The organism is Armatimonadota bacterium, assembly GCA_031459855.1.
Taxonomy (GTDB): Bacteria; Sysuimicrobiota; Sysuimicrobiia; order Sysuimicrobiales; family Humicultoraceae; genus Fervidifonticultor; species Fervidifonticultor primus.
In genome coordinates this window covers 1,512,331-1,537,136 of the sequence record JAVKHP010000001.1, presented here as the reverse complement: position 1 = coordinate 1,537,136, position 24,806 = coordinate 1,512,331, and the positions used below count along the sequence as shown (strand labels likewise).

General features: G+C 71.9%; 22 protein-coding genes. 13 read left to right on the top strand and 9 right to left on the bottom strand.

From position 1 onward, the window contains the following. Positions 1-180: 180 nt before the first annotated feature. Both QN157_06970 and QN157_06965 read right to left on the bottom strand, forming a co-directional pair. Positions 181-2,631, bottom strand: a complete 2,451-nt coding sequence (locus QN157_06970; GenBank protein ID MDR7555335.1) for a polysaccharide biosynthesis tyrosine autokinase — start codon at positions 2,629-2,631, stop codon at positions 181-183. Then, positions 2,621-4,282 carry a capsule assembly Wzi family protein gene (locus QN157_06965; protein MDR7555334.1) on the bottom strand — a complete coding sequence of 554 codons (1,662 nt, stop codon included), beginning with the start codon at positions 4,280-4,282 and terminating at the stop codon, positions 2,621-2,623. Before QN157_06965 ends, QN157_06970 begins: the two co-directional genes overlap by 11 nt. Positions 4,283-4,442: 160 nt before the next feature. Between QN157_06965 and QN157_06960 the strand changes: the two genes are divergently transcribed. Next, positions 4,443-4,700, top strand: coding sequence for a ribbon-helix-helix protein, CopG family (locus QN157_06960; protein MDR7555333.1), 258 nt, complete (start codon positions 4,443-4,445; stop codon positions 4,698-4,700). Further along, positions 4,697-5,101 carry a PIN domain-containing protein gene (locus QN157_06955; protein MDR7555332.1) on the top strand — a complete coding sequence of 135 codons (405 nt, stop codon included), beginning with the start codon at positions 4,697-4,699 and terminating at the stop codon, positions 5,099-5,101. Before QN157_06960 ends, QN157_06955 begins: the two co-directional genes overlap by 4 nt. Positions 5,102-5,137: 36 nt before the next feature. On the opposite strand, the gene QN157_06950 is transcribed toward QN157_06955, so the two are convergent. The 4 genes from QN157_06950 to QN157_06935 all read right to left on the bottom strand — a co-directional run bounded on the left by QN157_06950 (position 5,138) and on the right by QN157_06935 (position 8,460). Continuing rightward, positions 5,138-5,500: a zinc ribbon domain-containing protein gene (locus QN157_06950; GenBank protein ID MDR7555331.1), complete on the bottom strand. Its 363-nt coding sequence runs from the start codon at positions 5,498-5,500 to the stop codon at positions 5,138-5,140. A gap of 43 nt (positions 5,501-5,543) precedes the next feature. Then, positions 5,544-6,773, bottom strand: coding sequence for an SLBB domain-containing protein (locus tag QN157_06945; GenBank protein ID MDR7555330.1), 1,230 nt, complete (start codon positions 6,771-6,773; stop codon positions 5,544-5,546). Between the two features lie 363 nt (positions 6,774-7,136). Next, the gene (locus QN157_06940) at positions 7,137-7,367 is read right to left on the bottom strand and encodes a hypothetical protein (protein MDR7555329.1); all 231 of its coding nucleotides are present in this window, start codon (positions 7,365-7,367) and stop codon (positions 7,137-7,139) included. 589 nt (positions 7,368-7,956) lie between these two features. Further along, positions 7,957-8,460 carry a transcription termination/antitermination NusG family protein gene (locus tag QN157_06935; protein MDR7555328.1) on the bottom strand — a complete coding sequence of 168 codons (504 nt, stop codon included), beginning with the start codon at positions 8,458-8,460 and terminating at the stop codon, positions 7,957-7,959. Positions 8,461-9,391: 931 nt separating this feature from the next. Between QN157_06935 and QN157_06930 the strand changes: the two genes are divergently transcribed. The 7 genes from QN157_06930 to mnhG all read left to right on the top strand — a co-directional run bounded on the left by QN157_06930 (position 9,392) and on the right by mnhG (position 15,952). Continuing rightward, complete coding sequence (locus tag QN157_06930) at positions 9,392-12,115, top strand: proton-conducting transporter membrane subunit (protein ID MDR7555327.1); 2,724 nt, start codon at positions 9,392-9,394, stop codon at positions 12,113-12,115. 65 nt (positions 12,116-12,180) lie between these two features. Next, entirely contained in the window at positions 12,181-12,597 is a 417-nt protein-coding gene (locus tag QN157_06925) for a Na+/H+ antiporter subunit B (protein ID MDR7555326.1), read from the top strand. A gap of 36 nt (positions 12,598-12,633) precedes the next feature. Further along, positions 12,634-12,981, top strand: a complete 348-nt coding sequence (locus QN157_06920) for a Na+/H+ antiporter subunit C (GenBank protein MDR7555325.1) — start codon at positions 12,634-12,636, stop codon at positions 12,979-12,981. After that, positions 12,978-14,588, top strand: a complete 1,611-nt coding sequence (locus QN157_06915; protein ID MDR7555324.1) for a Na+/H+ antiporter subunit D — start codon at positions 12,978-12,980, stop codon at positions 14,586-14,588. The genes QN157_06920 and QN157_06915 overlap by 4 nt, the downstream gene beginning before the upstream one ends. Then, positions 14,585-15,052 (top strand): Na+/H+ antiporter subunit E, encoded by a 468-nt coding sequence (locus QN157_06910; protein MDR7555323.1) that lies wholly within the window; start codon positions 14,585-14,587, stop codon positions 15,050-15,052. Before QN157_06915 ends, QN157_06910 begins: the two co-directional genes overlap by 4 nt. Before the next feature lie 217 nt (positions 15,053-15,269). Next, positions 15,270-15,533, top strand: coding sequence for a monovalent cation/H+ antiporter complex subunit F (locus QN157_06905; protein MDR7555322.1), 264 nt, complete (start codon positions 15,270-15,272; stop codon positions 15,531-15,533). Beyond that, entirely contained in the window at positions 15,530-15,952 is a 423-nt protein-coding gene (gene mnhG, locus QN157_06900) for a monovalent cation/H(+) antiporter subunit G (protein MDR7555321.1), read from the top strand. Before QN157_06905 ends, mnhG begins: the two co-directional genes overlap by 4 nt. 388 nt (positions 15,953-16,340) lie before the next feature. Here the strand turns inward: mnhG and glgP are convergent, their stop codons facing one another. Next, on the bottom strand, positions 16,341-18,017 hold the full coding sequence (gene glgP, locus QN157_06895) for an alpha-glucan family phosphorylase (GenBank protein ID MDR7555320.1): 1,677 nt from the start codon (positions 18,015-18,017) through the stop codon (positions 16,341-16,343). Between the two features lie 663 nt (positions 18,018-18,680). Here glgP and QN157_06890 point away from each other — a divergent pair. The 4 genes from QN157_06890 to QN157_06875 all read left to right on the top strand — a co-directional run bounded on the left by QN157_06890 (position 18,681) and on the right by QN157_06875 (position 21,326). Next, on the top strand, positions 18,681-19,193 hold the full coding sequence (locus tag QN157_06890; GenBank protein MDR7555319.1) for a hypothetical protein: 513 nt from the start codon (positions 18,681-18,683) through the stop codon (positions 19,191-19,193). Between the two features lie 395 nt (positions 19,194-19,588). Continuing rightward, the gene (locus tag QN157_06885; GenBank protein ID MDR7555318.1) at positions 19,589-19,834 is read left to right on the top strand and encodes an Rdx family protein; all 246 of its coding nucleotides are present in this window, start codon (positions 19,589-19,591) and stop codon (positions 19,832-19,834) included. Between the two features lie 283 nt (positions 19,835-20,117). Then, entirely contained in the window at positions 20,118-20,573 is a 456-nt protein-coding gene (locus QN157_06880; protein MDR7555317.1) for a prepilin-type N-terminal cleavage/methylation domain-containing protein, read from the top strand. 18 nt (positions 20,574-20,591) lie between these two features. Further along, positions 20,592-21,326 carry a molybdenum cofactor guanylyltransferase gene (locus tag QN157_06875; protein MDR7555316.1) on the top strand — a complete coding sequence of 245 codons (735 nt, stop codon included), beginning with the start codon at positions 20,592-20,594 and terminating at the stop codon, positions 21,324-21,326. A 140-nt stretch (positions 21,327-21,466) separates the two neighbouring features. On the opposite strand, the gene fdhD is transcribed toward QN157_06875, so the two are convergent. Then, positions 21,467-22,408 (bottom strand): formate dehydrogenase accessory sulfurtransferase FdhD, encoded by a 942-nt coding sequence (gene fdhD / locus QN157_06870; GenBank protein ID MDR7555315.1) that lies wholly within the window; start codon positions 22,406-22,408, stop codon positions 21,467-21,469. A gap of 16 nt (positions 22,409-22,424) precedes the next feature. Beyond that, positions 22,425-24,800 (bottom strand): FdhF/YdeP family oxidoreductase, encoded by a 2,376-nt coding sequence (locus QN157_06865; protein MDR7555314.1) that lies wholly within the window; start codon positions 24,798-24,800, stop codon positions 22,425-22,427. Positions 24,801-24,806: the final 6 nt, after the last annotated feature.

Below are 24,806 nucleotides of genomic sequence, written 5' to 3'. Positions count from 1 at the left end.
GTCGAGCCATCCTGCCGCTCTTTCGATCCAAGGTTCCAACCGAGCCAGAGCGAAGCGTCTCGTTATTTCGACAAGACCCTGAGCCACCACGCTAAATGCCCAGAGTGGGGCATCGAGCGACACTAATTCAAGCCCCGCCTCGATTCAGCACGTCCTGCCGCAGGCGGCGGAAGGCCGCGTTCATCTGGTCTGACGTGCGTCTGCCTCCGTCGGCGCCTCCTCGCGCGCATACGGGTAGTAGGCCGCGTAGTAGTAATACCCGCGCCCGCTGGTCGGCACGTTGTTGACCACCACTCCCGCCACCCGGGCGCCGACGGCCCGCAGCTGGTCGGCGGCGCGGCGGGCGGCCTCGCGCGGGGTGCGCTCGAGGTCGACCACGAGCAGCGCGGCGTCGACGTGGGGGGCGAGCGCCACGGCGTCGCTCACGGGCAGCACGGGGGGAGCGTCGATGACGACGGCGTCGGCCTGCTTGCGGGCGTGCGCCAGGAAGGCCCGCATGCGCTGGCTGCCCAGCAGTTCGGCGGGGTCAGGCGGCAGGGTGCCGGGGGGCAGGAACGAGAGGTTCTCGACCTGCGTTGGCGCGAGAGCCTGTTCGGGCGCGGTGCCCTCGACGAGCACGTCGGTGAGGCCGCGGGTGCCGGCGGGCTGGAAGGCCCAGGCCAGTGTGGGCTTGCGCAGGTCGGCCTCGACGATCCACGTGCGGCGGCCACCGATGGCCAGGGCCACGGCCAGGTTGGCGGCGATGGTGCTCTTCCCTTCTTCGGCGGCGGCGGCGGTCACGAGCAGCGTGCGCAGGGGCCGGTCGGGGCTGAGGTAGAGGAGGTTCGTGCGCAGGTGGCGGAAGGCCTCGGCGAAGGGCGAGCGGCGCTGCTCGGCGGTCATGAGCAGGGGTGTGGTGACGTCTGGGGGGTGTGCGCGCGCAGCGTTGCGCCGGGCGGCGTGTCCGCCGGCCCCGCCGGCCCCGGAGGTTGCTGGGGCGGCGTCGGCCGGTCGGGGGCTGGCACGCGCCTGCCGCGGCCTCCGCCAGCCCCCGAGCCGAAACGACCCGCGGCGGCCGTTGTCGGCGGCAGGCACGGTGGCCAGACGCGGGATGGCGCCCAGCAGCGGCAGCCCGAGGACGCGGGCAGCCTCGTCAGGCGTGCGGAAGGTGGTGTCGAGTGCCTCCTGCACGAAGGCGGCACCCACGCCCACCATCAGGCCGAGCAGCGCGCCGAACAGCGCGTTGCGCAGGGGCCGGGGCCGCACGGGCACCTCAGGCGGGGTGGCGCGGTCGACGATGCGCAGGTCGCCCACGACCTGCGATTCGGCGATGCGGGCCTCCTGCAACTTCTGCGAGAGCAGCAGGTAGGTCTCTTCGGCCACCTTGAAGTCGCGCGTGAGGCGGGCGAGCGCGACTTCCTTGGGCGGCAGGTCGCGGACGTCGCGGGCGTACTGGCCGACGACGGCGGCCAGCGCCGCCTCGCGGGCGGCCAGGGCCTGGCGCTCGACTTCCAACTTGATGACCTGCCCGGCGAGGTCGGCGCGCAGGGGGTTGGCCGCGAACTCTTGCGAGAGCAGCGTGCGCCCGGCCTGCCGGCGCAGGCGGGCCTTGGCCTCCTCGATGCGGGCCTTCGTGGCCAGCACCTGCGGGTGGCGGTCGGTGAACTGCCGCTGCAGGCCCACCAGCTCGAGTTCGAGCTTGGCGAGGTCGGCGCGGATCTGGGCGACGACGGGATCTTCGCCCTCGACGAACGAGGCGGGCACGGTGGGCGCCTGGCGTGCCAGCGCGGCACGGGCCTCGCGCAGGCTGGCCTCGACGCCCCGGCGCTCGGCGGCAGCGGCGCGGCGCTGGGCCTCGAACTCGGCGAGCTTGGTCACGGCCAGCGTGCTCTGCTCGGAGAGCGAGACCTGCCCGCCCTGCACCTTGTAGTGCGCCAGCGCCTCTTCGGCGGCGCGCAGTTCGCGCCCCACGGCGGCCACCTGCTCTTCGATGAACTGCCGGCCGGCCGAGGCCTGGCGGCGGCGCGAGTCGACGTGCCAGTCAACCAGGGCCTCGGCGAGGGCGTTGGTGGAAGACGCCGCGGCGGCGGGCGTGGGCCCTTCGGCCTCGATGACGATCAGGTCGGCGTTGCGCACGCGGCGCACGCGCAGGCCGCCCTGGAGCTGGCGCAGCGCGGCGGGCCGCAGCTCCTCGGGCACCTTCAGGCGCTCGAGGGCCTGCTCCGCGACGGCGCGGCTCTTGACCAGTTCGGCCAGGGTGTCGACGAAGGCCTGCTGGCTGATGCCGGTGATGTCGGCGGTCAGCCCGAACGACCCGCTGCCGCGGTCGACGACGACGGTGGCCAGCCCGCGGTAGACCGGGGGTGTGCCCAGGCTAAGGCCGATGGCGACGGCGAGTGCGACGACGGTGGCGGCGGTGATCAGGTACCAGCGGCGGGTGAGGACGAAAAGGTAGTCGCGCAGGCCGGGTTCGTCGGGCTCGGGGGCGGGGCGGAGGTCGGCGGGGGCGAGGAACTGGGGGTGAGGGTCGGGGCGGCCTGGGCCGGGAGGGCTTTGGTCGGGCCGGCCCCAGTCGGCATCGACCCGGCTCGAGCTGGGGTCGGGCCGGCCCGAGCCGGGACCTGGGCTGCTGGCGTGGGGTTCAGAATCCATAGGCTGCCTCCATCAGGAAGAACCATCCCTGCCGGGTCGCCCCGGCGACGTGCTCGGCATTCGACGTCGACGACCAGACGGCGGTGGCGGCAAGACGGAGTTCCCCAGCAGGCATCGAAGCCATCTGCCCGGTTGACGCCAGCCGTGGAGCGGCGCGGGGCCCAGGGAGGCGAGGCTCCCCGGAACTCCAAGCAGCCGCGGTCGCACGGACATCCCCGGAACCGACGTTTCCAGGCAGGGAGAGGTCCGTCGTTCCAGCGAGGTGCGCCGGAAGAAGGCCGCTCGGGCTGGCAACGCCGAAGCCTGCGGGGGGCCGATGGCTCAGGCGGTGCGTCCAGATGGCCACGACCCGCAGCGCGTGCGTGGTCTCGACCACTCCTGAGAGGTAGTAGCGCCGGCGGGCGTCGTCGGGGTCGGTCCACGTCTGGCCGAGGACCCCTTCGCCCTTGCGGATCAGGTCGTAGCCCACGGTCAGGCTGGCCGCAGGCGACAGGGCGCGGACGACGGCGACCGACCACAGTTCGCAGTCGGGCGCGCACCAGTGACCGAGGGCCCGGCCGTCACGGATGTACGCGCCGGCAGGATTGGGGGTCGCGTAGATCCAGTTGGTGGCGCGGCTGTGTTCGAACCGCACGCTGGTGCGGCCGTCGGCGAAGGGGTCGGCGAGGAAGAGCCCGGCGGTGCCGCCCAGGCGGTGGGGGAACGGGTTGCCGGGACCGACGAGATCGTCGACGTAGGCTTCCGCGTAGACCACTATGCCGGGGCGCGGCCGCCACTCGACGTCGAGGGTGAAGTTGTAGTTGTCGTCGTAGGTGGGTGCGCGGACGCGCAGGGCGATGGCGTAGGCCAGTCCGGGGACGACGTTCAGGGCGTAGAGCGGTGACAGGCCGCCAACGCCCACCATGACCTCGCCGAAACCCACCCGCAGGTCGTCGCGGGCGAGCCAGTCGACGCGCAGGCCGTAGAGGTAGCGTTCCGAGGGGGCAGGTGTTGCCAGTAGGGCCAGGGGACCGGGTGAGGTGAGCATCGAGGGCACGGGCGGAGCCGGGAGTACTCCAGGCGCGGAGAGCGGTGCAATCAGTTTAGTAACACGCAACGGCCCCGAGGCCAGCGTCACTGTGAGACTTGTGAGAGACCCGGTGTTCTCGGAGAGCAGGAACGCCCCGCGGTAGCCAGGTCCCCACCAGAGGGGCTCGTGTCCGGCCCAGGCGGCCACGTCGCCGAACCGGCCGGCGAGGGAGAGCCGGGTGAGCTCGACTCCGCCCCCGGTGTGACGGACGAAGCGTGGGGGCGCGCCGTCGAGCAGGCGCGCAGTACCGGCGACGCCAACGGCTACAGCGGCTGGCAGCGGCTGGCCGGCGCGCGCGGCTGCCAGGGCCCGCAGCTCGTCGGCAAACTCGTCGCGCAGGGCGGCGAGGTCGGCGCGCACGCCCTCGCTCATCGGGGTCGTCTCACGCTGCGCGGCGCGCTCGAGCGCATCGGCCACCATGCGGGCGAGCTCGAGACGGGGCAGGGGTCTGGCGGATGTGGTCCACAGCGGGGCGAGCCCCCGGGCGGCCAGCCGGTAGAGCGCGGTGTAGGTCCAGTGGTCGGCGGGGACGAAGGCGTTGGGGCTGGCGGATGCGACACCCTGCGCCAGCGCGACGAGCAATGCGCAGGTCGCGAGGCTGGCACACAGGACCGCAACACCGCTCGCCGCTGCGAAGCCCCTGTGACCGCCAACACCGCTCGTCCAATTGACCGGCCGGCCTGGTGACTGATAGGCTCGGATGTGCACGTACATAAGTGGGGTACGTGCTATCGGGTGAATTATGGCGACCAAGCGGCTGACAATCGAGCTACCGGTGGACCAGCATGAGTTTCTCCGCAAGGAGGCTGCGGCCAGAGGAACGACTGTTTCCGCCCTGATCCGCAAGCTGATCGAAGAACACCGTGCCCGGCCTTCCGAGGACCTCAGAGCGTTGTACTCCACAGACCCGTTCGCCCGGCGCAGCGGCTCCTTCGACGGCCCGCCGGACCTAGCCGAGCGGCACGACCGCTACCTCTACCGGTCAAGGCAGGGCGGATGATCTTCGTAGACACGGCGGCGTTCCTCGCCATCGAGAACCGCCGCGACGCCCATCACGAAAAGGCCCTTGGCTTCCGCGCCGCCGCGCTCGAAGCGGGCGAGACTTTCGTCACTAGCGATTACGTACTGGACGAGAGCTATACGCTCATCAGGCTTCGGGCAGGGCATACGATAGCTGTGCAGTTTGGCGAGGATATCCGAGCGAGCCGTTTGCTCCGAATCGAATACCTCACCGAGGAGATCATCGAAGCGGCCTGGAGGATCTTCAAAGCCTTCGCGGACAAAGAGTTCAGCTTTACCGACTGCACGAGCTTCGCGCTCATGGAGCATCTACGTCTCGACCGAGCCTTCACTTTCGACGAGCACTTCCGCCAATACGGTCGATTCGTGGTGCAACCCTGAGGGTTTCTCTGCGAACCTCTCCCGAGACATGTCGCCTCAATCCAGCTCGGTACCTTCCCGTTCCCCCGGGCTTTCGTCCCCGCGCTCCCCGCCGGCTTCCAGCTCCTCCACCGCCTCGTCGAACTCGGGGCCCAGGTCTTCGCCCATCTCGCGCCCCAGGCGCTTCATCCACCTGGCGACGCTGCGCGGGTCGGACTCGTCGACCTGCGACAGGTCGGGGTCGTCGGCCAGGGCTTCGAGGCGCGCCTCGTCGGAGCGCACGGTGGCGAACCGCGACATCAGGCGCACGGCGTTGGTGCTGCCACAGCGACGGCAGCGCGGTTCGGGCTGCTCGGGCGGCAGGAAGAAGACCGAGAAGCGCGCCCGGCAGTCGGCACAACGGTACTCGTAGATCGGCATGGGCTCACCGGGGCGTCCATTTTCGCGCCCCTTATCCGCAATCCTACCACCGGAACGGCCACACCAGACCCGCCAGGATGTTCAGGGCGATCTGCAGGCCCGTGAGCCCCGACTGCGGCACGACGATGACGTCGCCCGGGGCCACGGCGATGTCGCGGGTGGCGCTCTGGCGCAGCAGCGCCTGCAGGTCGGCGGTGATCAGCGCGCGGCCGCCGGGCAGCGCCTCGACCTTCACCTCGCGACCGGCGCCGGCCACCACGGTGCGCTCGACGGTGCCGCGGCGCACGATGTGCACGGTGCGCGCCGTGGCCGGCCCGCGCTGCACCGGCCCGCCGGCCATGGCCACGGCCTGCAGCAGCGTCACGTCGCCCTTCAGGGCGAAGACGCCGGGGTGGTTCACGTCGCCGACGACGTAGATCTTGTTGTTGGTCTCCTCGGGCACGAGCAGCGTGTCCCCGGGCTGCAGGCGGACGTTGCGGCTCATCTCCTGCCGTAGCAGCAGCGCGTCGAGGCCCAGCGGCACGGCCTGGCCGGCGCGCACCAGGCGGGCTTCCGTGACCGAGGCCTTCTCGGTGAGCCCGCCGGCCAGCAGCAGCACGTCGAGCACGCGCATCTCGCCCTTGAGGCGGTAGCGGCCGGGCTTCGCCACCTCGCCGGCGACGTTGACGAGGTTGACCAGGTCCTCGCGCACCACCAGCGTCTCGCCGCCAGTCAACTCGACGTTGGCGTCGGGGTCGCCGGCCAGCACGCGCTCGAGGTCGACGGTGACCGCCGAGCGGTCGGGGCGCAGCAACTGCGCGTCGCCGGTCGAGGCGAGCTCGGTGAGCCCGCCCGCTGCCGAGATCAGGTCGAGCAGCCGCGCCCCGGGCGGCAGCGCGTAGGTGCCGGGCTTGGTCACCTGGCCGAGCACCGACGCCCGCACCCGGCGGAACTCCTTCACGATCACCGTGACCTGCGGGTCGCGGATGTAGCGCGCGAAGCCGCGCACGAGGGCGCGGGTGAGCTGCTCGACGGTTAGGCCGGCCGCCCGCACGTAGCCCACCAGCGGCACGCTGACGCGGCCATCGGGCAGGACGGCCACCACACGCGTGAGGTCGGGGTAGCCCCAGACGGAGATCTCGAGCACGTCTTCGGGGCCGAGCACGTAGGCGCCGGCGGGTGCTGTGGCGTTCGTCGGCGCAGCACCCGGCGTGGGCGGCGGGCCAGGTTGCGCGGGCGCAGGCACGCCGCCTGCCAGCACGAGGAGCAGGGCGATCGAGACCGCACGACGCATCGGCGTAACCCCCTTGGGCTGAACGAGCAACCCGATCGGAACAACCTCCTGAGACTGAACGGACACCGTCAACGCGAAAGGGGGCCGCTCGTCGGGCGCGCCTGGAGCACACGCCCGCGAACGGCCCCCTCCCGGCTCATCGGGTCAGGGACCCGGGTTGGTTATGCAGTTGCGCGGCGGCTGGCGCGGATCCTGCCGCCGCAGTCTGTGCGTCGTCGGCGGGCCGCGCCGTCTGGTGGACCAGCGGCCGGGCAGTGGATCACGCCACCGTGATCTCGCTCCCGCCGGCCGCGGTGCGTTCGCGCCACAGCGCTGTGCGCGTGCGTTACCGCACTGCGGGGCGGGCCACCGCCGTGCGCAGCGCTACCGCAACTTCTCCTCCTTGACGATGTTGCCCGTGACGCGGATCAGGACCGGCACGCCGTTCTGGTACTCGATGACGAGCCGGACCTCCCGGGTGCCGAACTCGAGGGCCCAGTGGTTCCGGATGTACGAGAGCAGCTTGGCCTCGCAGGACCGCAGGTCGCCGTCGAATGTGGGTCCGGGTGACCTCTCGACGGCGTTCGTACGGTGCGGAGAGGAGTCGACGCCCACCGCGTACCCCCTTTGGTCAGCCTGCTCACGACCCCGCGCAGGCCTGTTCACAACCTCGCGCGGGGCGACGTGCGGGACGACGTGCATTGGCCTGACGCCCGCCGCCTCCTGCGCGCCGTGGAGGCACGCCTCGCCAGGCGGCGTGCGGGACGACGTGCACGAGCCTGACGCCCGCCGCCTCGTGTACGCCGTGGAGGCACGCCTCGCCAGGCGGTGTGCGGGACGACGTGCACGAGCCTGACGCCCGCGGCCTCCTGTGCGCCGTGGAGGCACGCCTCGCCAGGCGGTGTGCAAGGCGACGTGGACGGGCCGGGCATGGCTCCGCCCGTGGGGTACACGGTCCTCGCCCCCGAGCGTCCTGCGTTGCGCGCTGCGGCCGCGATCATCGCTGCGGCCGTGCTCGGATCACTGCCGGGTGCGGCCAGGGTGACGGCCGCACCGCCTGTTGCCCGCTGCTACGCGCCAGGCTCCACCCGACGTCCCCTGCCTCTTGCAGGCCACCGGGCCTGGCCTGGCGTCGGATGCGTCTTGCAATCCGCCAGCCCGAGCCGGCGTCCGTGCCTCCTGCGCTTCGCCGGCACGGCCCCTGTCAGATGCGCTCCAGTTCCGCCGCGTCGACCTCGACGGTGACCGGCACGTTCATCAACACCAGCAACACCCGCACCCGCTCGGCCCGCGAAGCCGGACGGTCGATGATGCCTTCCAGCAACGCGAACGGACCGCTGCGAAAACGCACCCGGTCGCCGGGCGCCAGCGGCCGACCGGCCACGATGTAGCCGGTGCCTGCTGCCCGCGCCTGGAGGTAGCCCACCACGTCGTCGGCCACCGGGATCGGCCCGTCGTCGTCGCCCAGCAGCCGCTTGACCCCTGGCGCCCACCGGACGCGCGCGATGGCCTCGGGGGTAGGGACGAACCGGCAGAAGAGGTACCCGGGGAACAGCGGCTCGAGGGCATCCCAGCGGCGGGACCCGTGGCGCTTGCGAACCAGCAGCCGCGGGAGGAACGTGGGCACCGCGCGCTGCGCCAGCATCCCCTCGGCGTGGTCCTCGGCCCGGGGTTTGGTCTGCACCACGAACCAGGATGGTTCGGTCATCGCAAACATAGGCCGCTGCTGAACGGCAGCGACGTCGCAACATACAAGGACCCTGGCCCCTTGCAGTTGCTAGAACACCCGCCCGTACTTAGTTGAGTAAAGCCATCAACGTTGGCTGTTGGGTTCTCATATTCTCTGCTGGATGGCGAACTCCTTCTCCGAAGTCAACCTCGAATCGACGGAGATCTTCCAGGGCAGTACCGCAAGCCCAACCGGTCTAGCCGGCAAGCCCGGTGGGTATGGCCGGGCGGACGGGCGGCATGCGCGGCGGCAACTGCCCTCACCCCGCCCGCGCGTACAACAGGTAGGCTACGGGTATCGCCGGGCGGACGGGCGGCATGCACGGCGGCAAAGGCGACGCATCAGCGGAGCCCGCCCGTCCGCGTGTAGACGGGTCGTCTGGTGCATGCGTCGATGCGGTTCCAGTATGAGCGCGCCCGTCCGCGTCCAGACGGACGGGTGACATGCGAGGCGGCAGAGGCTGCAGGGCAGGAGAAGCCCCGGCGATTGCGAATCCTGTGTGCCACAGGCGACACGTTCACACGGCTGTGGCACGTCAGGGGATTGCCAGTGGGGCTGACCGGCAGGGTCGGCCCCTTTCGTTAATGCGCGCCGGTTAATGCGCGCCGCTAGATGCCGTGACACGCCATGCGCCAAAGGTGTCGGATGAGCGGAAGGTCACCACAGGGAGGCGCCATGACAGCACGTGCGAGACCATCGGGAGAGGCCACGGCAGGGAGGCGCTATGACCAGGACGCGTCGGACCATCGGGAGAGGTCACGGCAGGGAGGCGCTATGACCAGGACGCGTCGGACCATCGGGAGAGGTCACCACGGGGAGGCAGCATGAGCGGAAGGCGGGACGTGATGGGGAGGCGGGACGTGATGGGGAGACGGGACGTGCTCCCGAGGCGTCACGCAGGCGAGGCGTCATGACCAGGACCCGTGCCCGGCTGCCGGTCGGGGGCGTGGCCCTTGCTGCGAGCGCTGCAGCGCTGTTTTCGGTGCTGGCGGCGCGCATCGAGGCGGTGGTGGCGGGGCAGACGCTGGTCGTCGGCCTGCCGTGGATCCCGACGCTGGGCGCGCGCCTGTCGTTCCACCTCGACGGCCTGAGCCTGCTCTTCGCGCTGCTGGTCACCGGCATCGGGGCCGTGGTGTTTCTCTACGCGGGTGCCTACCTGCGCGGCGAGGCGCGCCTGGGGCAGTTCTACGCGGCGCTGGCGCTGTTCGCGGCGGCGATGCTGGGCGTGGTGCTGGCCGACAACGTGATCCTGCTCTTCGTGTGCTGGGAGCTCACCAGCTTGGCCTCGTACGTGCTCATCGGGTTCCGGCACGAGCGGGCCGCGGCGCGCGAGGCCGCGCTGCAGGCGCTGCTGGTCACGGGGCTGGGCGGGTTGGCGCTGCTTGGGGGCCTGCTGCTGCTGGCAGCGATGGCAGGCAGCACCGAGCTGTCGGCGATCGTGCGGGCCGGCGCGGCGGTGCGCGCCGATGCGCGCTATCCGGCCGCGCTGGGGCTGGTGCTGGTGGGTGCGTTCACGAAGTCGGCGCAGGTACCCTTCCACTTCTGGCTGCCGGCGGCCATGGAGGCGCCCACACCGGTCAGCGCATACCTGCACGCGGCCACCATGGTCAAAGCGGGGGTCTACCTGCTGGCGCGGCTGGCGCCTGCGCTCGGGGGCACGGCGCTGTGGCAGGTGAGCGTGACCGCGGGCGGCGCGGCCACGGCGGTGGCGGGCGCGGTGCTGGCGCTGGGCACCACCGACCTCAAGCGAATCCTGGCCTGCACCACGGTGAGCGCGCTCGGGGTGCTGGTGATGCTGCTTGGCGCGGGCAGCCCCGCGGCGGTGGCGGCAGCGGTCGTGGTGCTGCTCGCCCACGCGCTGTACAAGGGCGCGCTGTTCCTGGGCGCGGGCAGCATCGAGCACGGCACGGGGTCGCGCGACGTGTCGGCGCTGGGCGGGTTAGGGGCGAGCATGCCCGCAACCGCGGTCGTCATGGGCGTGGCGGCGCTGGGGCTTGCGGGCATGGGCCCGGTGCTGAGTTTCGTGGGGAAGGAGATGGCGTTCGAGGCGCTGCTGGCCGGTGGGGCGGCGAGCGGGCTACAGATGGTCGCCGTGGCAGCGCTGTGGGCGTCGGCGGCCGCGGGGGTCGCGCTGGCGGGCGTGGTGTTCCTGCGGCCGTTCTTCGGGTCGCCGGGGGCCGGTGTCACGCCTGGGGTCGGCGCGCCGTTGCCGGTGGAACCGACTGGGGCCGAAGGCGAGAGGTCTGAGGGCGCGCCATCCGATTGGGCTGAAGGTGAGAGGTCGGGGGGCGCGCCACCCGATTGGACCGAGGCCCGGGGATCGGGAGCCCCGCCACCGGAGTGGGCCGAAGGTGAGGGGTCGGGGGGCGCGCCACCCGATTGGACCGAGGCCCGGGGATCGGGAGCCCCGCCACCGGAGCGAGCCGACGCCAAGAGGGCGAGAGCCCCGCGACCGGACCGGGCCGAAACCGGTGACCAGACGACGCACGAAGCGCCGTGGGCCATGACCGCGGGGCCCCTGCTGCTGGCTGTGCTGGGCGTGGTCTTCGGGATACAGCCGGCGCTCGTGTACGCGCTCGTCGCGCCCGCAGCGGCCAGCGTCGCGGGCCGCCCGGTGCCGGTCGACCTGGCGCTATGGCATGGTCTGAGCCCGTCGCTGGCGGCGAGCGCGGCAGCAGTGGTGGTCGGGGTCGGCATCTACCTGGGGTGGCCGCGGGTGCGCGCGGTCGCTGCGCCCGCACGCTGGTGGGGGCCGGCGCGCTGGTACGACGCCGGGTTGCGTCTGCTTGCCTGGACGGCCGACCGGCAGACGCGCCTGCTGCAGAGCGGCTACCTGCGCCTGTACCTGTTGCTGATCATGGTGGCGAGCGGTGGGGCCGCGTGGCTGGCGCTCGCGCGGGGCGCTGCGGGAATTGTGGCACCGGCAGGGGTTGCGACGCTGCCCGGGGCCACGTCGTCCGTGCCGGCTTCGTCTGCGCAGACTTTGTCTGTGTCGACCTCGCCCGCGTCGACCTCGTCCGTGTCGACCTCGTCGGTGCCAGGGTGGGCCGACGTGTACCTCGCCGACGTGCACCTCTACGAGGTCGTGGTGGCGGGCCTGATTCTCGCGGGGGCGCTGGTCGCAGCGGCGTCGCGGTCGCGGCTGGGGGCGGTGGCCGCGCTGGGAGTGGTCGGCGCTGGCGTCTCGCTGATCTACGCGCTGTTCGGCGCGCCCGACCTGGCGATGACGCAGATCCTGGTGGAGGCGCTGACGGTGCTGCTGTTCGTGCTGGCGTTCTACCACCTCCCGCGCTTCGCCCGGTTGAGCAGCCGGCCGGCGCGGGTGCGCGACGCGCTGGCCGCCGGGGTGGTCGGCACGCTGGCCGCGGTGCTGGTGCTGATGGCGGCGGGGGCGCCCAAGGGCAGGCAGGTCGCGCGCTACTACGCCGAGCAGAGCCTGCCGGCCGCGCATGGCCGCAACGTGGTGAACGTCATCCTCGTGGACTTCCGCGGGCTCGACACGCTGGGCGAGATCACGGTGCTGGCGACGGCTGCCATGGGAGTGTACGTGATGCTGCGGCTGCGCGGGAGCGAGGGCCGGGGTGGTGCGGGCGGCGCCGGTGGTGCGGGCGGTGTGGGTGGTGCGGGCGGGTGACGCCGGGACAGGAGAGCCAGGGTGAAGTGGGCGCGGCGGCAGCAGCACATCGGAGGTGAGGGTCGGTGCGGTCGGTGATCCTCAGTGCGGCCGCGCGGTTCCTGTTGCCCCTGCTGCTGCTGTTTGCCGCCTTCCTGCTCGTGCGCGGGCACCACGAGCCAGGCGGGGGGTTCGCGGCCGGGCTGGTGGCTGCGGGAGCGGTGGCGCTGGTGGCGTTCGCGGAAGGGCCGGACGCGGCGCGGCGCTTGCTGCGCGCCGACCCGCTGCGCCTGATCGGCGCGGGCCTGCTCGTGGCCGCTACGAGCGCGCTGGCCGGGCTCGCGGCGGGGCGCGGGTTGCTGGCGGGCCTGTGGGTGGCGGTGTCGCTGGGGGGCGGCCGCGCCCTGGAGGTGGGTACCCCGCTGTTGTTCGACGTCGGCGTCTTCCTCGTCGTGGTGGGCGCGACGCTGGTGATCGTGCTGTCGCTGGCGGAGGAGAGCTGAGGTCATGGGACCGTTGGGCGCCGGAGGAGGGCTGGGGTGACGGGACTGCTGGCGCTGGTGATCGGCGGGCTGTACGCCGTCGGCCTGTACATGATGCTGCGCCGCAGCATCGTGAAGCTGCTGATCGGCCTGGCCCTGTTGAACAACGCCACCAACCTGGTGATCTTCACCTCCGCGGGCCTGGTGCGCGCGCGGCCGCCGATCGTCCCACCGGGCGCCGTGGCACCACCGGGTCCCACTGCCGATCCGGTGGCCCAGGCGTTGATCCTGACGGCGATCGTGATCGGCTTCGGCGTGCTGGCGTTCATGGTGGTGCTGGTCCACCGGGTGGTGCAGACCGTGGGCACCGACGACCTCGACGCGATGCGGAGCACGGACACGTGACAGCCGTCCTGGCACTGCCGCTGCTCATCCCCCTGGGCACGGCCGTGGCCTGCCTGCTGGCGTGGGGCCGGCCCGCCGTGCAGCGGCGCCTGAGCCTGGCGGGCGCGGCCGGGCTGCTGGGAGCCGGACTCTTCCTGCTGTGGACGGTCGCAGCGCGGGGTATTACGGCCACGCAGGCCGGCGGGTGGCCCGCGCCGTTTGGCATCACGCTGGTGGCCGACCTCTTCGCGGCGATCATGGTGGCGGTGACGGGCCTGGTGGGGCTCGCGGTGGCCACCTACGCGCTGGGCACGATGGACGCCCGGCGGGAGGCCTTCGGCTACCAAGCGCTGTACCACGTGCTGCTGCTGGGCGTCTGCGGCGCGTTCCTGGCCGGCGACGTGTTCAACCTCTACGTGTGGTTCGAGGTGATGCTGATCGGCTCGTTCGCGCTGCTGGCGTTGGGCGGCGAGCGCGCCCAGATGGAAGGCACGATCAAGTACGTGACCATCAACCTGCTGGCCTCGGCGCTGTTCCTCACGGCCGTGGGGATCCTCTACGGGGTGGCGGGCACGCTGAACCTGGCCGACCTGTCGCGCCGGCTCCCCCAGGTGGCGAGCCCGGGGCTGCAGACCACGCTGGCCATGCTCTTCCTGGCGGCGTTCGGCATCAAGGCGGCGGTGTTCCCGCTGTTCTTCTGGCTGCCGGCATCGTACCACACGCCCCCGGCGGCCACCTCGGCCGTGTTCGCGGGCCTGCTGACCAAGGTGGGCGTCTACGCCCTGCTGCGCGTCTTCACCCTGCTGTTCGTGCACGACCCGGGGACCACGCACCGGGTGATCCTGGTGCTCGCCGGACTCACGATGGTCACAGGGGTGCTGGGGGCGGTGGCCCAGCGTGAGTTCCGGCGGATCCTCTCGTTTCACATCATCAGCCAGATCGGGTACATGATCATGGGCCTGGGGCTCTACACGCCGGCGGCGCTGGCGGGGAGCATCTTCTACATCGTGCACCACATCATCGTGAAGACCAACCTGTTCCTGGTCAGCGGTGCGGTGTGGCGGTTGCGGGGGACGTATGCGCTGGCACCGCTGGGTGGCCTCTACCGCGACGCGCCCGCGCTGGCACTGCTGTTCGCGATTCCCGCGCTGTCGCTGGCGGGCATGCCGCCGCTGTCGGGGTTCGCGGCCAAGCTGGCGCTGGTGCAGGCGGGGCTGGCGGGCGCAGCCTACGCCATCGTGGCCACGGCGCTGGTGGTGGGCCTGCTCACGCTGTTCTCGATGACCAAGATCTGGCACGAGGTGTTCTGGAAGGACGCCCCGGAGGTGGTCCTCGAGCCCGAGGAGCGGCTGTTGCCGTCGATGGGAAGGGAGGAGGCGGGTCTGCCGGCGGTGGGTGCGCGTGGTGTGCGCACGGCTGGTGTGCGCGGGAGTGTACGCTCGCATGGCGCGGGTGCGCAGGCCCGCGGACGAACCCTCGCGATGCTGGCGCCCATCGTGGGGTTGGCCGTCATCACCGTGCTGTTCGGGCTCCTCGCCGAGCCCGCGTTCAGGCTCACGGCGCGCGCCGCGGCGCAGCTGGCCGACCCGACGGGTTACGTACGGGCCGTGCTAGGAGACGCCCGGTGACGCCCCTGCTCGCCAACGTGCTGCTGGCCCTGGTCTGGATGGCGGTGACGGGGCGCTTCACGTTCGCCAACTTCGCGGTCGGGTTCCTGCTGGGGTTCGCGGCGCTGCGGCTGGCGGGCGGCGGCGACGGGCGCTACGGACGCCGGCTGCGCCTGGCGCTGGGCTTCGCGTTGTTCTACCTGTGGGAGCTGCTGCTGGCGAACCTGCGCGTGGCTTACGACGTCGTAACGCGCACGCACCACATGCGGCCCGGCATCCTGGCGATCCCCCTCGACGTACAGACTGACGCCGAGATCACGTTGTTCGCCAACCTCATCACCCTGACCCCGGGGACCCTCAGCCTGGACGTCACGCCCGACCGCCGTGTCCTCTACATCCACGCCATGTACATCGACGACGTGGAGGCATTCCGGCGGCGCCTGAAGGACCAGCTCGAGCGGCGGGTGCTGGAGTTGTTCCGGTGAGCGGGGGATGGGGATGCGCGTGAGCGCGATGGTGCTGGGCGTTGGAGCGGTGGTGCTGGGTGCCGGGATGGCGGTGGCGGGTGTCGGGATGGCGGTGCCGGGTGTTGGGGCCGTGGTGCCGGGTGTTGGGGCCGTGGTCCTTGATGCAGGGGCGATGGCGCAGGGCCCGGGCGCGGCGCTTCCAGCTGGAGACTTGGCGCTCACGCGGGGAGGGCCGTTGGCCGTGGTGGTGCCCCTCGCGCAAGTGCTGCTCAGCGCAGCGCTGGTCCTGGCGTTCTCCCGGCTCGTGCGCGGCCCCCACCTGGCCGACCGCGTGGTGGCCCTGGACCTCACCGCATTGATCGTGGTGGGCCTCATCGCGGTCTACGTGATCCAGACCGGCGAGGCGGCCCTTCTGGATGCCGCGATCGTGCTGGCGTTGATCGGCTTCCTCAGCACGGTGGCGTTCGCCCGCTACCTCGAACGGAGAACCCGACGATGATGCTGCCGGTCCTGGTGCCGGTGGCGGAGTGGCTGCTCGCCGGGCTGCTCGTGTTCGGAAGCCTGTTCGTACTGCTGGCCGCGCTGGGCGTGGCTCGCATGCCCGACCTCTTCACCCGCATGCAGCCGGCCAGCAAAGCGACCACGCTGGGGACGGGCTGCCTGCTGCTGGCCGTGGCGCTGGCTACCGACGATCCGGGCGTGCGGACGCGGGCTCTCGCCGCGGTGGTCTTCGTGCTGCTGACGGCGCCTGTAGCGGCCCACATGATCGCGCGCGCCGGCTACCTGGACGGCGCCGACCTGTGGGACGGCACGCTGGTCGACGAGTGGCAGGGACGGCAGCCCGGGCGCAGTCGGGGAGCGTCAACACCCCGCGGCGATGAGCGCTGGGGCGCGGGTACCCCGAACACACGATCGTAGTGGAAACGGCCGGGTGTACTAACAGTTAGTACGCGATGGTGTTTCCCTAGAAGAATCAGGCGGGTGTACTAACAGTTCGTACACCCGGGCTGTCGAACTAGGGTGCGGGCGTCGACAGGGGACGGCTGCTGCGGCACAGGGGCCGCTGGACGCAGTTGTGTCGAACCCGGGTGGTTACCCTGGGTGGTTACCCTGGGTGGTTACCCTGGGTGGTTACCCTGGGTGGTTACCCTGGGTGCTTACCCTGGGTGGTTACCCTCGGTGGTTACCCTGGGTGGTTTACGCTGGGCGTTTACGCTAAGTGTTACACCGGGTGTCTACGGTGGACGAGCGTCGCGGAGCGCCTCCGGGCCGCGCGGGGCTACTGCCTGGGATGGCCAGCGGGACGCTACTCGGCCACGTACGCGTTCCTGATGTACTGATCCAGCATGCGCTGCGCGTTGAAGAACGCGGCGTTCAGCGCGATGGCGGCCCGGCGCACGCGTAGGAACTCGTCGGGACGGTGGTAGAACAGCGGCGCGACGACCGCTTCGAGCTGGTGGTAGAGGCTGGCGGCCTCGGCGACGGGATCGCTGGCGGGGCTGCTGTCGCCGATGGCCCACCCGGTCACTCCCTCGACGTGCCCTTCGATCCACCAGCCGTCGAGCACGCTCAGGCTGGGCACGCCGTTCAGCGCGGCCTTCATGCCACTGGTGCCGGAGGCCTCCTGCGGTTTCTGCGGGGTGTTGAGCCACACGTCCGCACCGGCACACAGCAGGCGCGCCAGCGCCAGATCGTACTCTTCCAGGTAGACGATGGGCACGGCGTCGCGCAGCGCCGCCGCGATGCCGAACACGCGGCGGATGAGCGCCTTGCCGTCGTCGTCGCGCGGGTGCGCTTTGCCGGCGTAGAGCACCTGGAGCCCCCCGCTCTGCTGTGCGATCCGCCGTAGCCGCTCGGGATCGCTCAGCAGCAGGTCGGCCCGCTTGTAGGCGGTGGCGCGACGGGCGAAGGCCAGGGTGAGTACCCCGGGGGCGAGCCGCCTTCCGGTGCGGCGTTCGACCTCGGCGAGCAGCGCAGCCTCGGCCTCGGCGTGGGCGGCCTGGATCTCCTCCAGCGGGATGCCCACAGCGTACCGCAGGTAGAGGTTGTCCCGCCGCCACTCCGGGATGTGTCGGTCGTACAGCCGGGCGAAGGGTGGCGAGGTCCAGTGGACGGCGTGCACGCCGTTGGTGATGGCGTTGATCGGGTAGGCGGGGAACAGGTGCCGCGAGACCTCGCTGTGGCGCATCGCCACACCGTTGACGTAGCGCGCCAGGTACAGCGCGAGCGCCGTCATGTTCAGCACGCCGCCGGGGCAGGCGGGCGAGCCTTCGAGGAAGGCGGCGCGCTCGGCGCCCAGCACTTGACGCACGAGGTCGATGCCGAACTGATCGTGCCCGGCGGGCACGGGCGTGTGGGTGGTGAAGACGCACTGGCGGCGCACGGCCTCGAGGTCGGCGTCGGTCGCGCTGCGCAGGCCGCGGCCGCGCGTGCGCTCCTCCAGGAGCGCCAGGGTGAGCAACGCCGAGTGGCCTTCGTTCATGTGGTAGGCCCGCACGTCGGTGTAGCCCAGCGCCCGAAGCACTGCGATGCCCCCGTAGCCGAGCAGCACCTCTTGCGCGAGGCGGTAGCGGGCGTCGCCGCCGTAGAGCACACCTGTCAGGGCCTGATCTTCCGGGGCGTTGGCGGGTAGCGCGGCGTCGAGGAACAGCACGGGCACGCCGTGGCCGTTCACGCCCCGCACCAGGTAGCGCCACGGCTGCACCTGCACGGGCCGGCCCTCGATCGTCACCGTGACCGTGGTAGGCAGCGGCCGCATGTAGGCCTCGGGCTCCCAACTGACCGGCAGCTCGGACTGATGCCCGTGCTCGTCGAGTACTTGGCGGAAGTACCCGCCCCGGTGGAGCAGGGTCAGGCCCACCATGGGCAGCCCCCGGTCGGCCGCGGCCCGCAAGGTATCGCCGGCCAGCACCCCCAGGCCGCCGCTGTAGGTCGGCATGCCGGGCTCGAGACCGACTTCCATGGAAAAGTACGCGACGGTCAGACTACACCTCAGTGAAACAGCGTTCGGCGCCCCCAGGTACGGGTAGCGTCACGACTCCCCAATCTCTCATGCCCGAATACCCGGACGCACCGCACCAGACGCACCCCCGCAGAAGCCGGGCCAGACGGTGCGGCTTCCGGTAGATCCAGGTTAGATGGATCGCGCAGCAGGGCATGCTGCGGGGCACAGTACATCCGAACCGGCCCCATCACGTCCCGGACCCGCCCCATAGAGTACCACCTGGGCGCAACCCCCCTCGGCCGTAAAGGGCTGTGCTGGGCTCGCGGACGTGGAGATTCCCCCATGCCCCCCTACGTTTGTCACCCTCAGGTCCCCTGGGCTACGCCGGTTGAGTATCTTTGACCTATGCATCATGAGTGCCCGGGGCCCAGATGGTACCGGAACCAAACCCGGACCTTTTCCCCACCTGCCCGCCATGGTATTTCCACCGTATCCTCTGCACGCTGGACGCAACAGGCCGCCGGAGGGCCGACCGTGACGGGGAGGGAGTTGCCCATGTTGCGCGCCGGCGTGCCCTGGACCGTGCGAGGCGTGCCCTGCGCCGTGCTCGTGCTAGGGGTCCTCTGGATCGTGCTACTGGTCCTGACAGGCCCGGGAAGCCCCGCGCTTGCGCACGCCCCCGCGACACCGCTCGCTCCAACCATGGCCCTCGCCGACCAAACCGTGCCCGCTGTCCGCGGCAGCCGGACCCTGCACATTCCTCCGGCCAGCCAGACCATATCCGGCGCTCCGACCGATCAGACGATATCCGTCGCTTCGACCAGCCAGACCGCGCTCGTCGCTCTGGCCACCACGACCGCACCTGGCGTCCCGACCATCCAAACCGGGCCCTCCCTCCGGATCTACCAGTCCACCAAGGGGTTCGTCGTCGCCCGTACCGGCGACGTGCTGACGCTGGCCGTCGGCGACAGGACGGTCGAGGTGCTCGTCACGGCGACCAGCCACGTGACAGGGCTGCGGACGTCGGCCGCCGCCCTGGCCCCGGACGACCTGATCAGGGTCGACGGCTGGCGGGCGGCCACCGGCCGCTTGATCGCCGACCGCATCGTGGTGTTGCTGGTCGGCCGCAACGCCGTCGTGCGGCCGTCCGGGATGGTGCTGCCGCGGGTGCTGGCGTGGATCCTCGATGGGGGAGTAACGGTACCTCTTCCATAACGGGAAACGCAACGGGCCCATCTACAACGGCCGCCCAACGGCCACCCAACCGCCACCCAACGGCCACCTACGGGACGGGGCGCCCGCCGCCGCGGTATCGCCGGCTCACCTCCGCGCGCGATCCATGGACAGCTGACCGTAGGTTTGGGACCGCGGTGGCTGTATCCTCAGCTCGTCGTCCCGCACAATCAGCCAACCACACAGCTCCAGGGTCACGGGCCTGCAGCCGCGGCACCGCCAGTCCGTCGCACGTGCGAGCACCCGAACGGGCTATTCTAGAGTGGCAGCCGCCTGCAGCAGGGTGACCGGGATCTCCCGCCAACTTTGTAGAAGACTATTGTAGAAGAATTTCGTTCTCCCACGTGGGCTTGCGGGAGCGCACCCGGAGGTGACAGATGCCCGAGCGCATTACGGTGCGCATCGAGTACTGCGCGGAATGAGGGTACGAAGGACACGCCGCCCGTGTGGCGGAGGAGCTGCTCGGCGAGCACGCGGACCGCATCGCGTCGGTGGTGATCGTCCCGTCGTCGGGTGGGCGGTTCGCCATCTTCGCCGGCAGGCGCACGATCTTCAACAAGGCCAGCGCCGGCCGGTTTCCTCAGCCCGGCGAGGCAGCGCGCCTGCTGGCTGAAGCCCTGTGAGGTCGACACCTCCATGCGGGCCTATGCTTCGACCTGGCGCAGACAAGCGTAGTCGCGCGCAGGCGTCCGCGCGCAGGGTCTACAAACAGGGCCGCGGGGGTACCGTATCATAACAGAAGTGCGACCTTGGCGTCGCCGCCGACACGCCTTTGGCGCGTGCGGGCGTTGCTGGCAACATACAGGGATGCGACCTCGATGTCGAGCGTTCGCGACACCGAGCACGTGGGGGGTGCCTGTGTCGACGCGCATGTCCGCATGGGGAACGGCCGCGCCGCGCACGCCCGTGTCCAACCGCTCTCCGCGGGCGCCCGCCAACGGAGGGCACGCCGCCAGGCGCACCGAGAGCGGCTTGACGCTGCTCGAGCTCGTCACGGTCCTGGCCATTATCGGTATCCTGCTGGCCATCGCGGTGCCGCGGTACCTGGCGGCGCGCCGCAACGCACTGATCGCCGAGGCGAACCACATCCTGCAGGAAGTGAAGACCCTGGCCTGGGCCTACTACCAGCAGCACGAGTCATGGGAGGGGATCGACACCAGCAACGTGCAGGCCCGCCTGGGCTTCACCCCGGCGCCATCGTCGTGCTGGACCTATAGCGTGGAGGCAGCGACGGACACTCAGATCCAGGTTAAGGCCACGGGCGCCTCACCGCCCATCGAGTGTGCGCCCGCGCTTGGCGTGACGATCACGTTGACCCTCAACAGTGACGGGTCCTCGCAGCGGGTCCAGGCGCTGCCCTAGCGCGCACTAACCAGGAGCATGTGCCCCACGCGGCCCGCCGGGATCGGTGCCGCGCGCGGGTGTGCCGGGGGACCGCTGAAGGACACCCACTCGCTCTGGAACGCAGGCATCGTGCTCGCCGGCGGCCGCAGCCGACGCCTGGGCGTCGACAAGGCGGCGTTGCGCCTGGGCGACGAGACGCTGCTGGCGCGGGCGGTGCGGCGCCTGGCGGCGGTCTGTCGGCCCGTGATCGTGGTGGCGGCGTCGGCGCCGGCGGCCCGTGCCCTGCTCGCCTCCGTGGCAACGCCGCGCGAGAGCCAGGTCGCGGTCGTCGCCGACCGGTGGCCCGAGGCGGGGCCGCTGGGAGGGCTGGCGACCGGGCTGCGCTTCCTGGAAGGTGCGCCGGGCGAGCCCGCCGGGGGGGAGGCTGCGCTGGCGGCGGTGGTTGCGGTCGACATGCCCTTCGTCGCGCCGGCGGTGCTCGCCCGCCTCATCGCGATCGCCCGGGCCGGGGGCCAGGATGCGGTGGTGCCCGTGGTGGGCGGACGGGCGCAGCCGCTGTGCGCGGTGTATGCGGCGCGCGTGGCCTCGGTGGCCGAAGACCTGCTGTCCGGGCCCCGGCGCGCGATGCACGCCCTGCTGGACGCCCTGGGCTCGCGCGTGGCCTACGTGTCCGAGGAGGTGCTCAGGGCAGACGACCCCGAGCTGCACAGTTTCTTCAACATCAATACGCCAGACGATCTGGTGCGCGCGAGGGAGATCGCCGCGGAGTAGCCGGTCGGTGACCGATCCGGGCGGTACGCCGGGAACTCGGGGGTTCCATGGATGGCCGGCGCGGGTGGCTTGCCGTGCGGAGTCTGCAGTTGCATGGGAGGCCGGTGCTGCTGGTGGAGGACGCGGGCGGTCGGCGTAGCCTACCGCGCGAGCCCGGCGGATCCACGGGGGGCGCGGGCATCGCTCGGGGACCCGCGGGCGGCCCGGGCATCGCTCGCGACCGGCGGCTCGCCCTCGGGCGCCACGCGCACCCGCGCCGGCGCCGCGTACACGTTGAACCGCTCGCCCCGCAGGAAGCCCACCAGGGTCACCCCGAACTCGCGGGCCAGCGCCACCGCCAGGCTGCTGGGCGCCGAGATGGCGCAGAAGACGGGCACGCCCGCGGCGAGCGCCTTCTGCACCAGCTCGAAGCTGGCGCGCCCGCTCACCAGGAGGACATGCGCGGACAGCGGAAGCCTGTCGGTGAGCAGCGCCCAGCCGACCAGCTTGTCCAGCGCGTTGTGCCGGCCCACGTCCTCGCGCACCGCCAGCAGGTCGCCCTGCGCGGTGAAGAGCGCGGCGGCGTGCAGCCCGCCGGTGGCCGCGAACAACCCCTGGGCCTGGCGCAGGCGGCCGGGCAGCGCGCGCAGCACGTCGGCGCTGACCGCAACCTCGCCGGCGGGCGGGCGCAGGCCCCGGGCCCGCAGCGCCTCCAGGCTGGCCTTCCCGCACACGCCGCACGCGCTGGTGGTGTAGAAGTGCCGCTCCAGCGACTGCAGTGGCGGCAGGCGATCGGCGCGCAGCGTCACTTGTACGACGTTGTACTGCTGGGCGGCGTCCAGGTCGGGATCGGTGCAGTAGGCGATGCGGGCGATGGCGTCGCGGCCGGCGACGACGCCTTCCCCCAGCAGGAACCCGGCCGCCAGCTCGAAGTCGGCGCCGGGCGTGCGCATGGTGACGGCGACGGTGCGCCGCTCGCCGCCCGCGGCCAGGCGGATCTCGAGAGGCTCTTCGGTCACCACCAGGTCGGTGCGGGAGCGGCGGCGGCCCGCCTCCACCTCGATCAGGTCGAGGCGGGTCTTGCTGGATGGGCGCGCGTCCATGGCGGCGGCAGGCGCCCTACGCCTGGGGCGCCCTGGCGCCCGGCGCGACATCCACCGGTGCGGCATCAACCGGTGCGGCGTCCACCGGCGCGGTGACCGGCTGCACCCGCTGCACCACGGGGTCGCCGTGCGGGTTCGTGGCAACCGACGCAACCCCCGCCGCCGCGGCGGCCGGCTGCGCCACCGCGGCGGGCGTCACCGTGACCACCGCGTTGTAGTCGGGGATGCCCGCTTCGCGCGACCGTCGCCGCCGGTCGAGCAGCACGTTGCCCTCGGGCCAGTGCACCTCGAGGTTGCCGGGTTTCACCGGCGCCAGCCGCACGCGGCCGCGCAGTTCGCCGGCGGCGCTGCGTACGACCACCGGCGCGCCCTCGGCCAGGCCCAGGCGCGCGGCGTCGGTGGGGTGCATGAAGACGGCGTCGCGTCCGGCCCCGGTGAGGGCGTCGGTGCGCTCGTGCACGATGCTGTTGAACTGCTTGCCCCGGCGGGTGGCCAGCAGGAACTGCCCGGCGGGCACCTCCACCACCGGGGGCGTCACCACGGCGAAGTGCGCCCGGCCGTCGGCCGTGGGAAAGGTCCAGCCGGCGCACAGGTGCGGCCCGCCGTACTGGAACTGGTCGCCGGCGCGGCGCAGCCGCTGGATGCCGTCGTAGAAGGGCACGGCCCGGGCGATCTCCTCGCGGATCGCCGCGGTGTCGCGGAAGGTCAGGCGATCGGCCCACTCGGGGCGCACGCGCCGCGCGAGGTCCATGAACACCTCCCACTCGGGCCGCGCCTCGCCGATGCGGGGCCCCGGGACCTCGGGGCTGAAGATCACCCGCCGCTCGGTCGTGGTCTGGGTCACCCCGCCCGGCGTCTCGTAGCGGGTCGCCGCCGGCAGCAGGACGACCACGTCGCCGGGCTCGAGCAGCATCTGCGTGGAGAGCACGATGTCCAGGTGCACCCGCACCGGCACGCGCTCCAGCGCCGCCCGCACGTAGCGCGGGTCGGGCAGCACCTCGAGGAAGTTCCCGCCCACCGACACGAGCACCTCGAGGCGGCCCTCGGCAGCGGCGTCGATCATCTGGGGCGCGGTCAGCCCGGGCGTCGCCGGCACCGGGAAGCCCCACAGCGCGGCGAACCGCCGGGCGTGCTCGGGCGTGATGGGCAGCCCGCCGGGGAAGACCGTGGCGTAGGCGCCCATCTCGGCGCCCCCCTGCACGCCGGAGTGGCCGCGGATGGGCATCAGCCCGCAGTGCGGCCGTCCCACGAAGCCGCGGGCGAGGGCCAGGTTCACGATGGCCCGCACGTTGTCCTCGCCGTGTTCGTGCTGCGTGACGCCCATCGACCAGACGAACACGGCGGTGCGGGCGGTGCCCACCAGCTCGGCGAACGCCAGCATCTCCTCGCGCGAGGCGCCGCTGGCGCGCTCGAGCGCCTCCCACGGCTGCGCGGCCAGGGCTGCTGCCAGCTCGGGGAAGCCGGTGGTGTGCCCGTCGACGAACGCGCGGTCGACCCAGCCGCGGGCGAGCATCCACTTGAGGGCGCCGTTGAGGAAGGCGACGTCGCCGCCCACGTTCACCAGGAAGAAGCGGTCGGTGATCGTCGTGCCGAACAGCGCGCTCTCGAGCACCGACGGGACCCAGTAGCGCGCCATGCCGGGCTCGCGGTAGGGGTTGACGCACACGACCCGCGTGCCGGCCTTGCGCGCGTAGTGCAGGTACTTCATGGCCACCGGCTGGTTGTTGGCCACGTTGGACCCGATGAACACCAGCAGGTCGGTGCCGATCCAGTCGGTGTACGAGCAGGTGGACGCCGCCACGCCCAGGGCCTGCTTGAGCCCGAACGTGGAGGGCGCGTGGCAGACGCGGGCGGCGTTGTCGATGGCGTTGGTGCCCATGGCGCGCACCGCCTTCTGCGCCGCGTAGTAGGTCTCGTTGGGCACCCCCCGGCTGGTGAGGTAGACGCCCAGCCGCTCGGGTCCGGCCGTGCGGATGCGGGCCGCGACCAGGTCGAGGGCCTCGTCCCAGGCGACGCGTCGGAAGCCGGCCTCGCCACGGCGCCGGATCATCGGGTAGGGGAGCCGGCCCAGCGCGCGCAGCGCATGGGCGGGACGCCCGCGCAGGCGGCCCACGTCGGCCAGCAGCCGGATGTCGAGGGCCGGGGCGGTGTTCAGCCGCAGCAGCCGCAGGCGGACGTTGCACAGGTGCACGCCGGGCAGGGTCCAGTCGCGCAGCCCGCTGGTGCCGAGCGCGCACCCGTCGCAGACGCCCTGCGTGAGGATGCGCCACGCGTAGGGCAGCGCGCCGCGGTTCTCCCACAGCGCCCGCCAGATCTCCAGGTAGTTGTTGGGGCGCTGCTCGCCGAGCCCGAACGGCCGGCGGCTCGCCCACAGCGCCGGGGTCCACCGCATCGCGGT

Bases quoted from the DNA above. Each gene is read 5' to 3' on its own strand.
- QN157_06970 (MDR7555335.1), bottom strand. From the start codon at position 2,631: ATGGATTCTGAACCCCACGCCAGCAGCCCAGGTCCCGGCTCGGGCCGG.
- QN157_06960 (MDR7555333.1), top strand. From the start codon at position 4,443: ATGGCGACCAAGCGGCTGACAATCGAGCTACCGGTGGACCAGCATGAG.
- QN157_06955 (MDR7555332.1), top strand. From the start codon at position 4,697: ATGATCTTCGTAGACACGGCGGCGTTCCTCGCCATCGAGAACCGCCGC.
- QN157_06950 (MDR7555331.1), bottom strand. From the start codon at position 5,500: ATGCCGATCTACGAGTACCGTTGTGCCGACTGCCGGGCGCGCTTCTCG.
- QN157_06945 (MDR7555330.1), bottom strand. From the start codon at position 6,773: ATGCGTCGTGCGGTCTCGATCGCCCTGCTCCTCGTGCTGGCAGGCGGC.
- QN157_06935 (MDR7555328.1), bottom strand. From the start codon at position 8,460: ATGACCGAACCATCCTGGTTCGTGGTGCAGACCAAACCCCGGGCCGAG.
- QN157_06930 (MDR7555327.1), top strand. From the start codon at position 9,392: ATGACCAGGACCCGTGCCCGGCTGCCGGTCGGGGGCGTGGCCCTTGCT.
- mnhG (MDR7555321.1), top strand. From the start codon at position 15,530: ATGATGCTGCCGGTCCTGGTGCCGGTGGCGGAGTGGCTGCTCGCCGGG.
- QN157_06890 (MDR7555319.1), top strand. From the start codon at position 18,681: ATGGCCCTCGCCGACCAAACCGTGCCCGCTGTCCGCGGCAGCCGGACC.
- QN157_06875 (MDR7555316.1), top strand. From the start codon at position 20,592: ATGTGCCCCACGCGGCCCGCCGGGATCGGTGCCGCGCGCGGGTGTGCC.
- fdhD (MDR7555315.1), bottom strand. From the start codon at position 22,408: ATGGACGCGCGCCCATCCAGCAAGACCCGCCTCGACCTGATCGAGGTG.
- QN157_06865 (MDR7555314.1), bottom strand. From the start codon at position 24,800: ATGCGGTGGACCCCGGCGCTGTGGGCGAGCCGCCGGCCGTTCGGGCTC.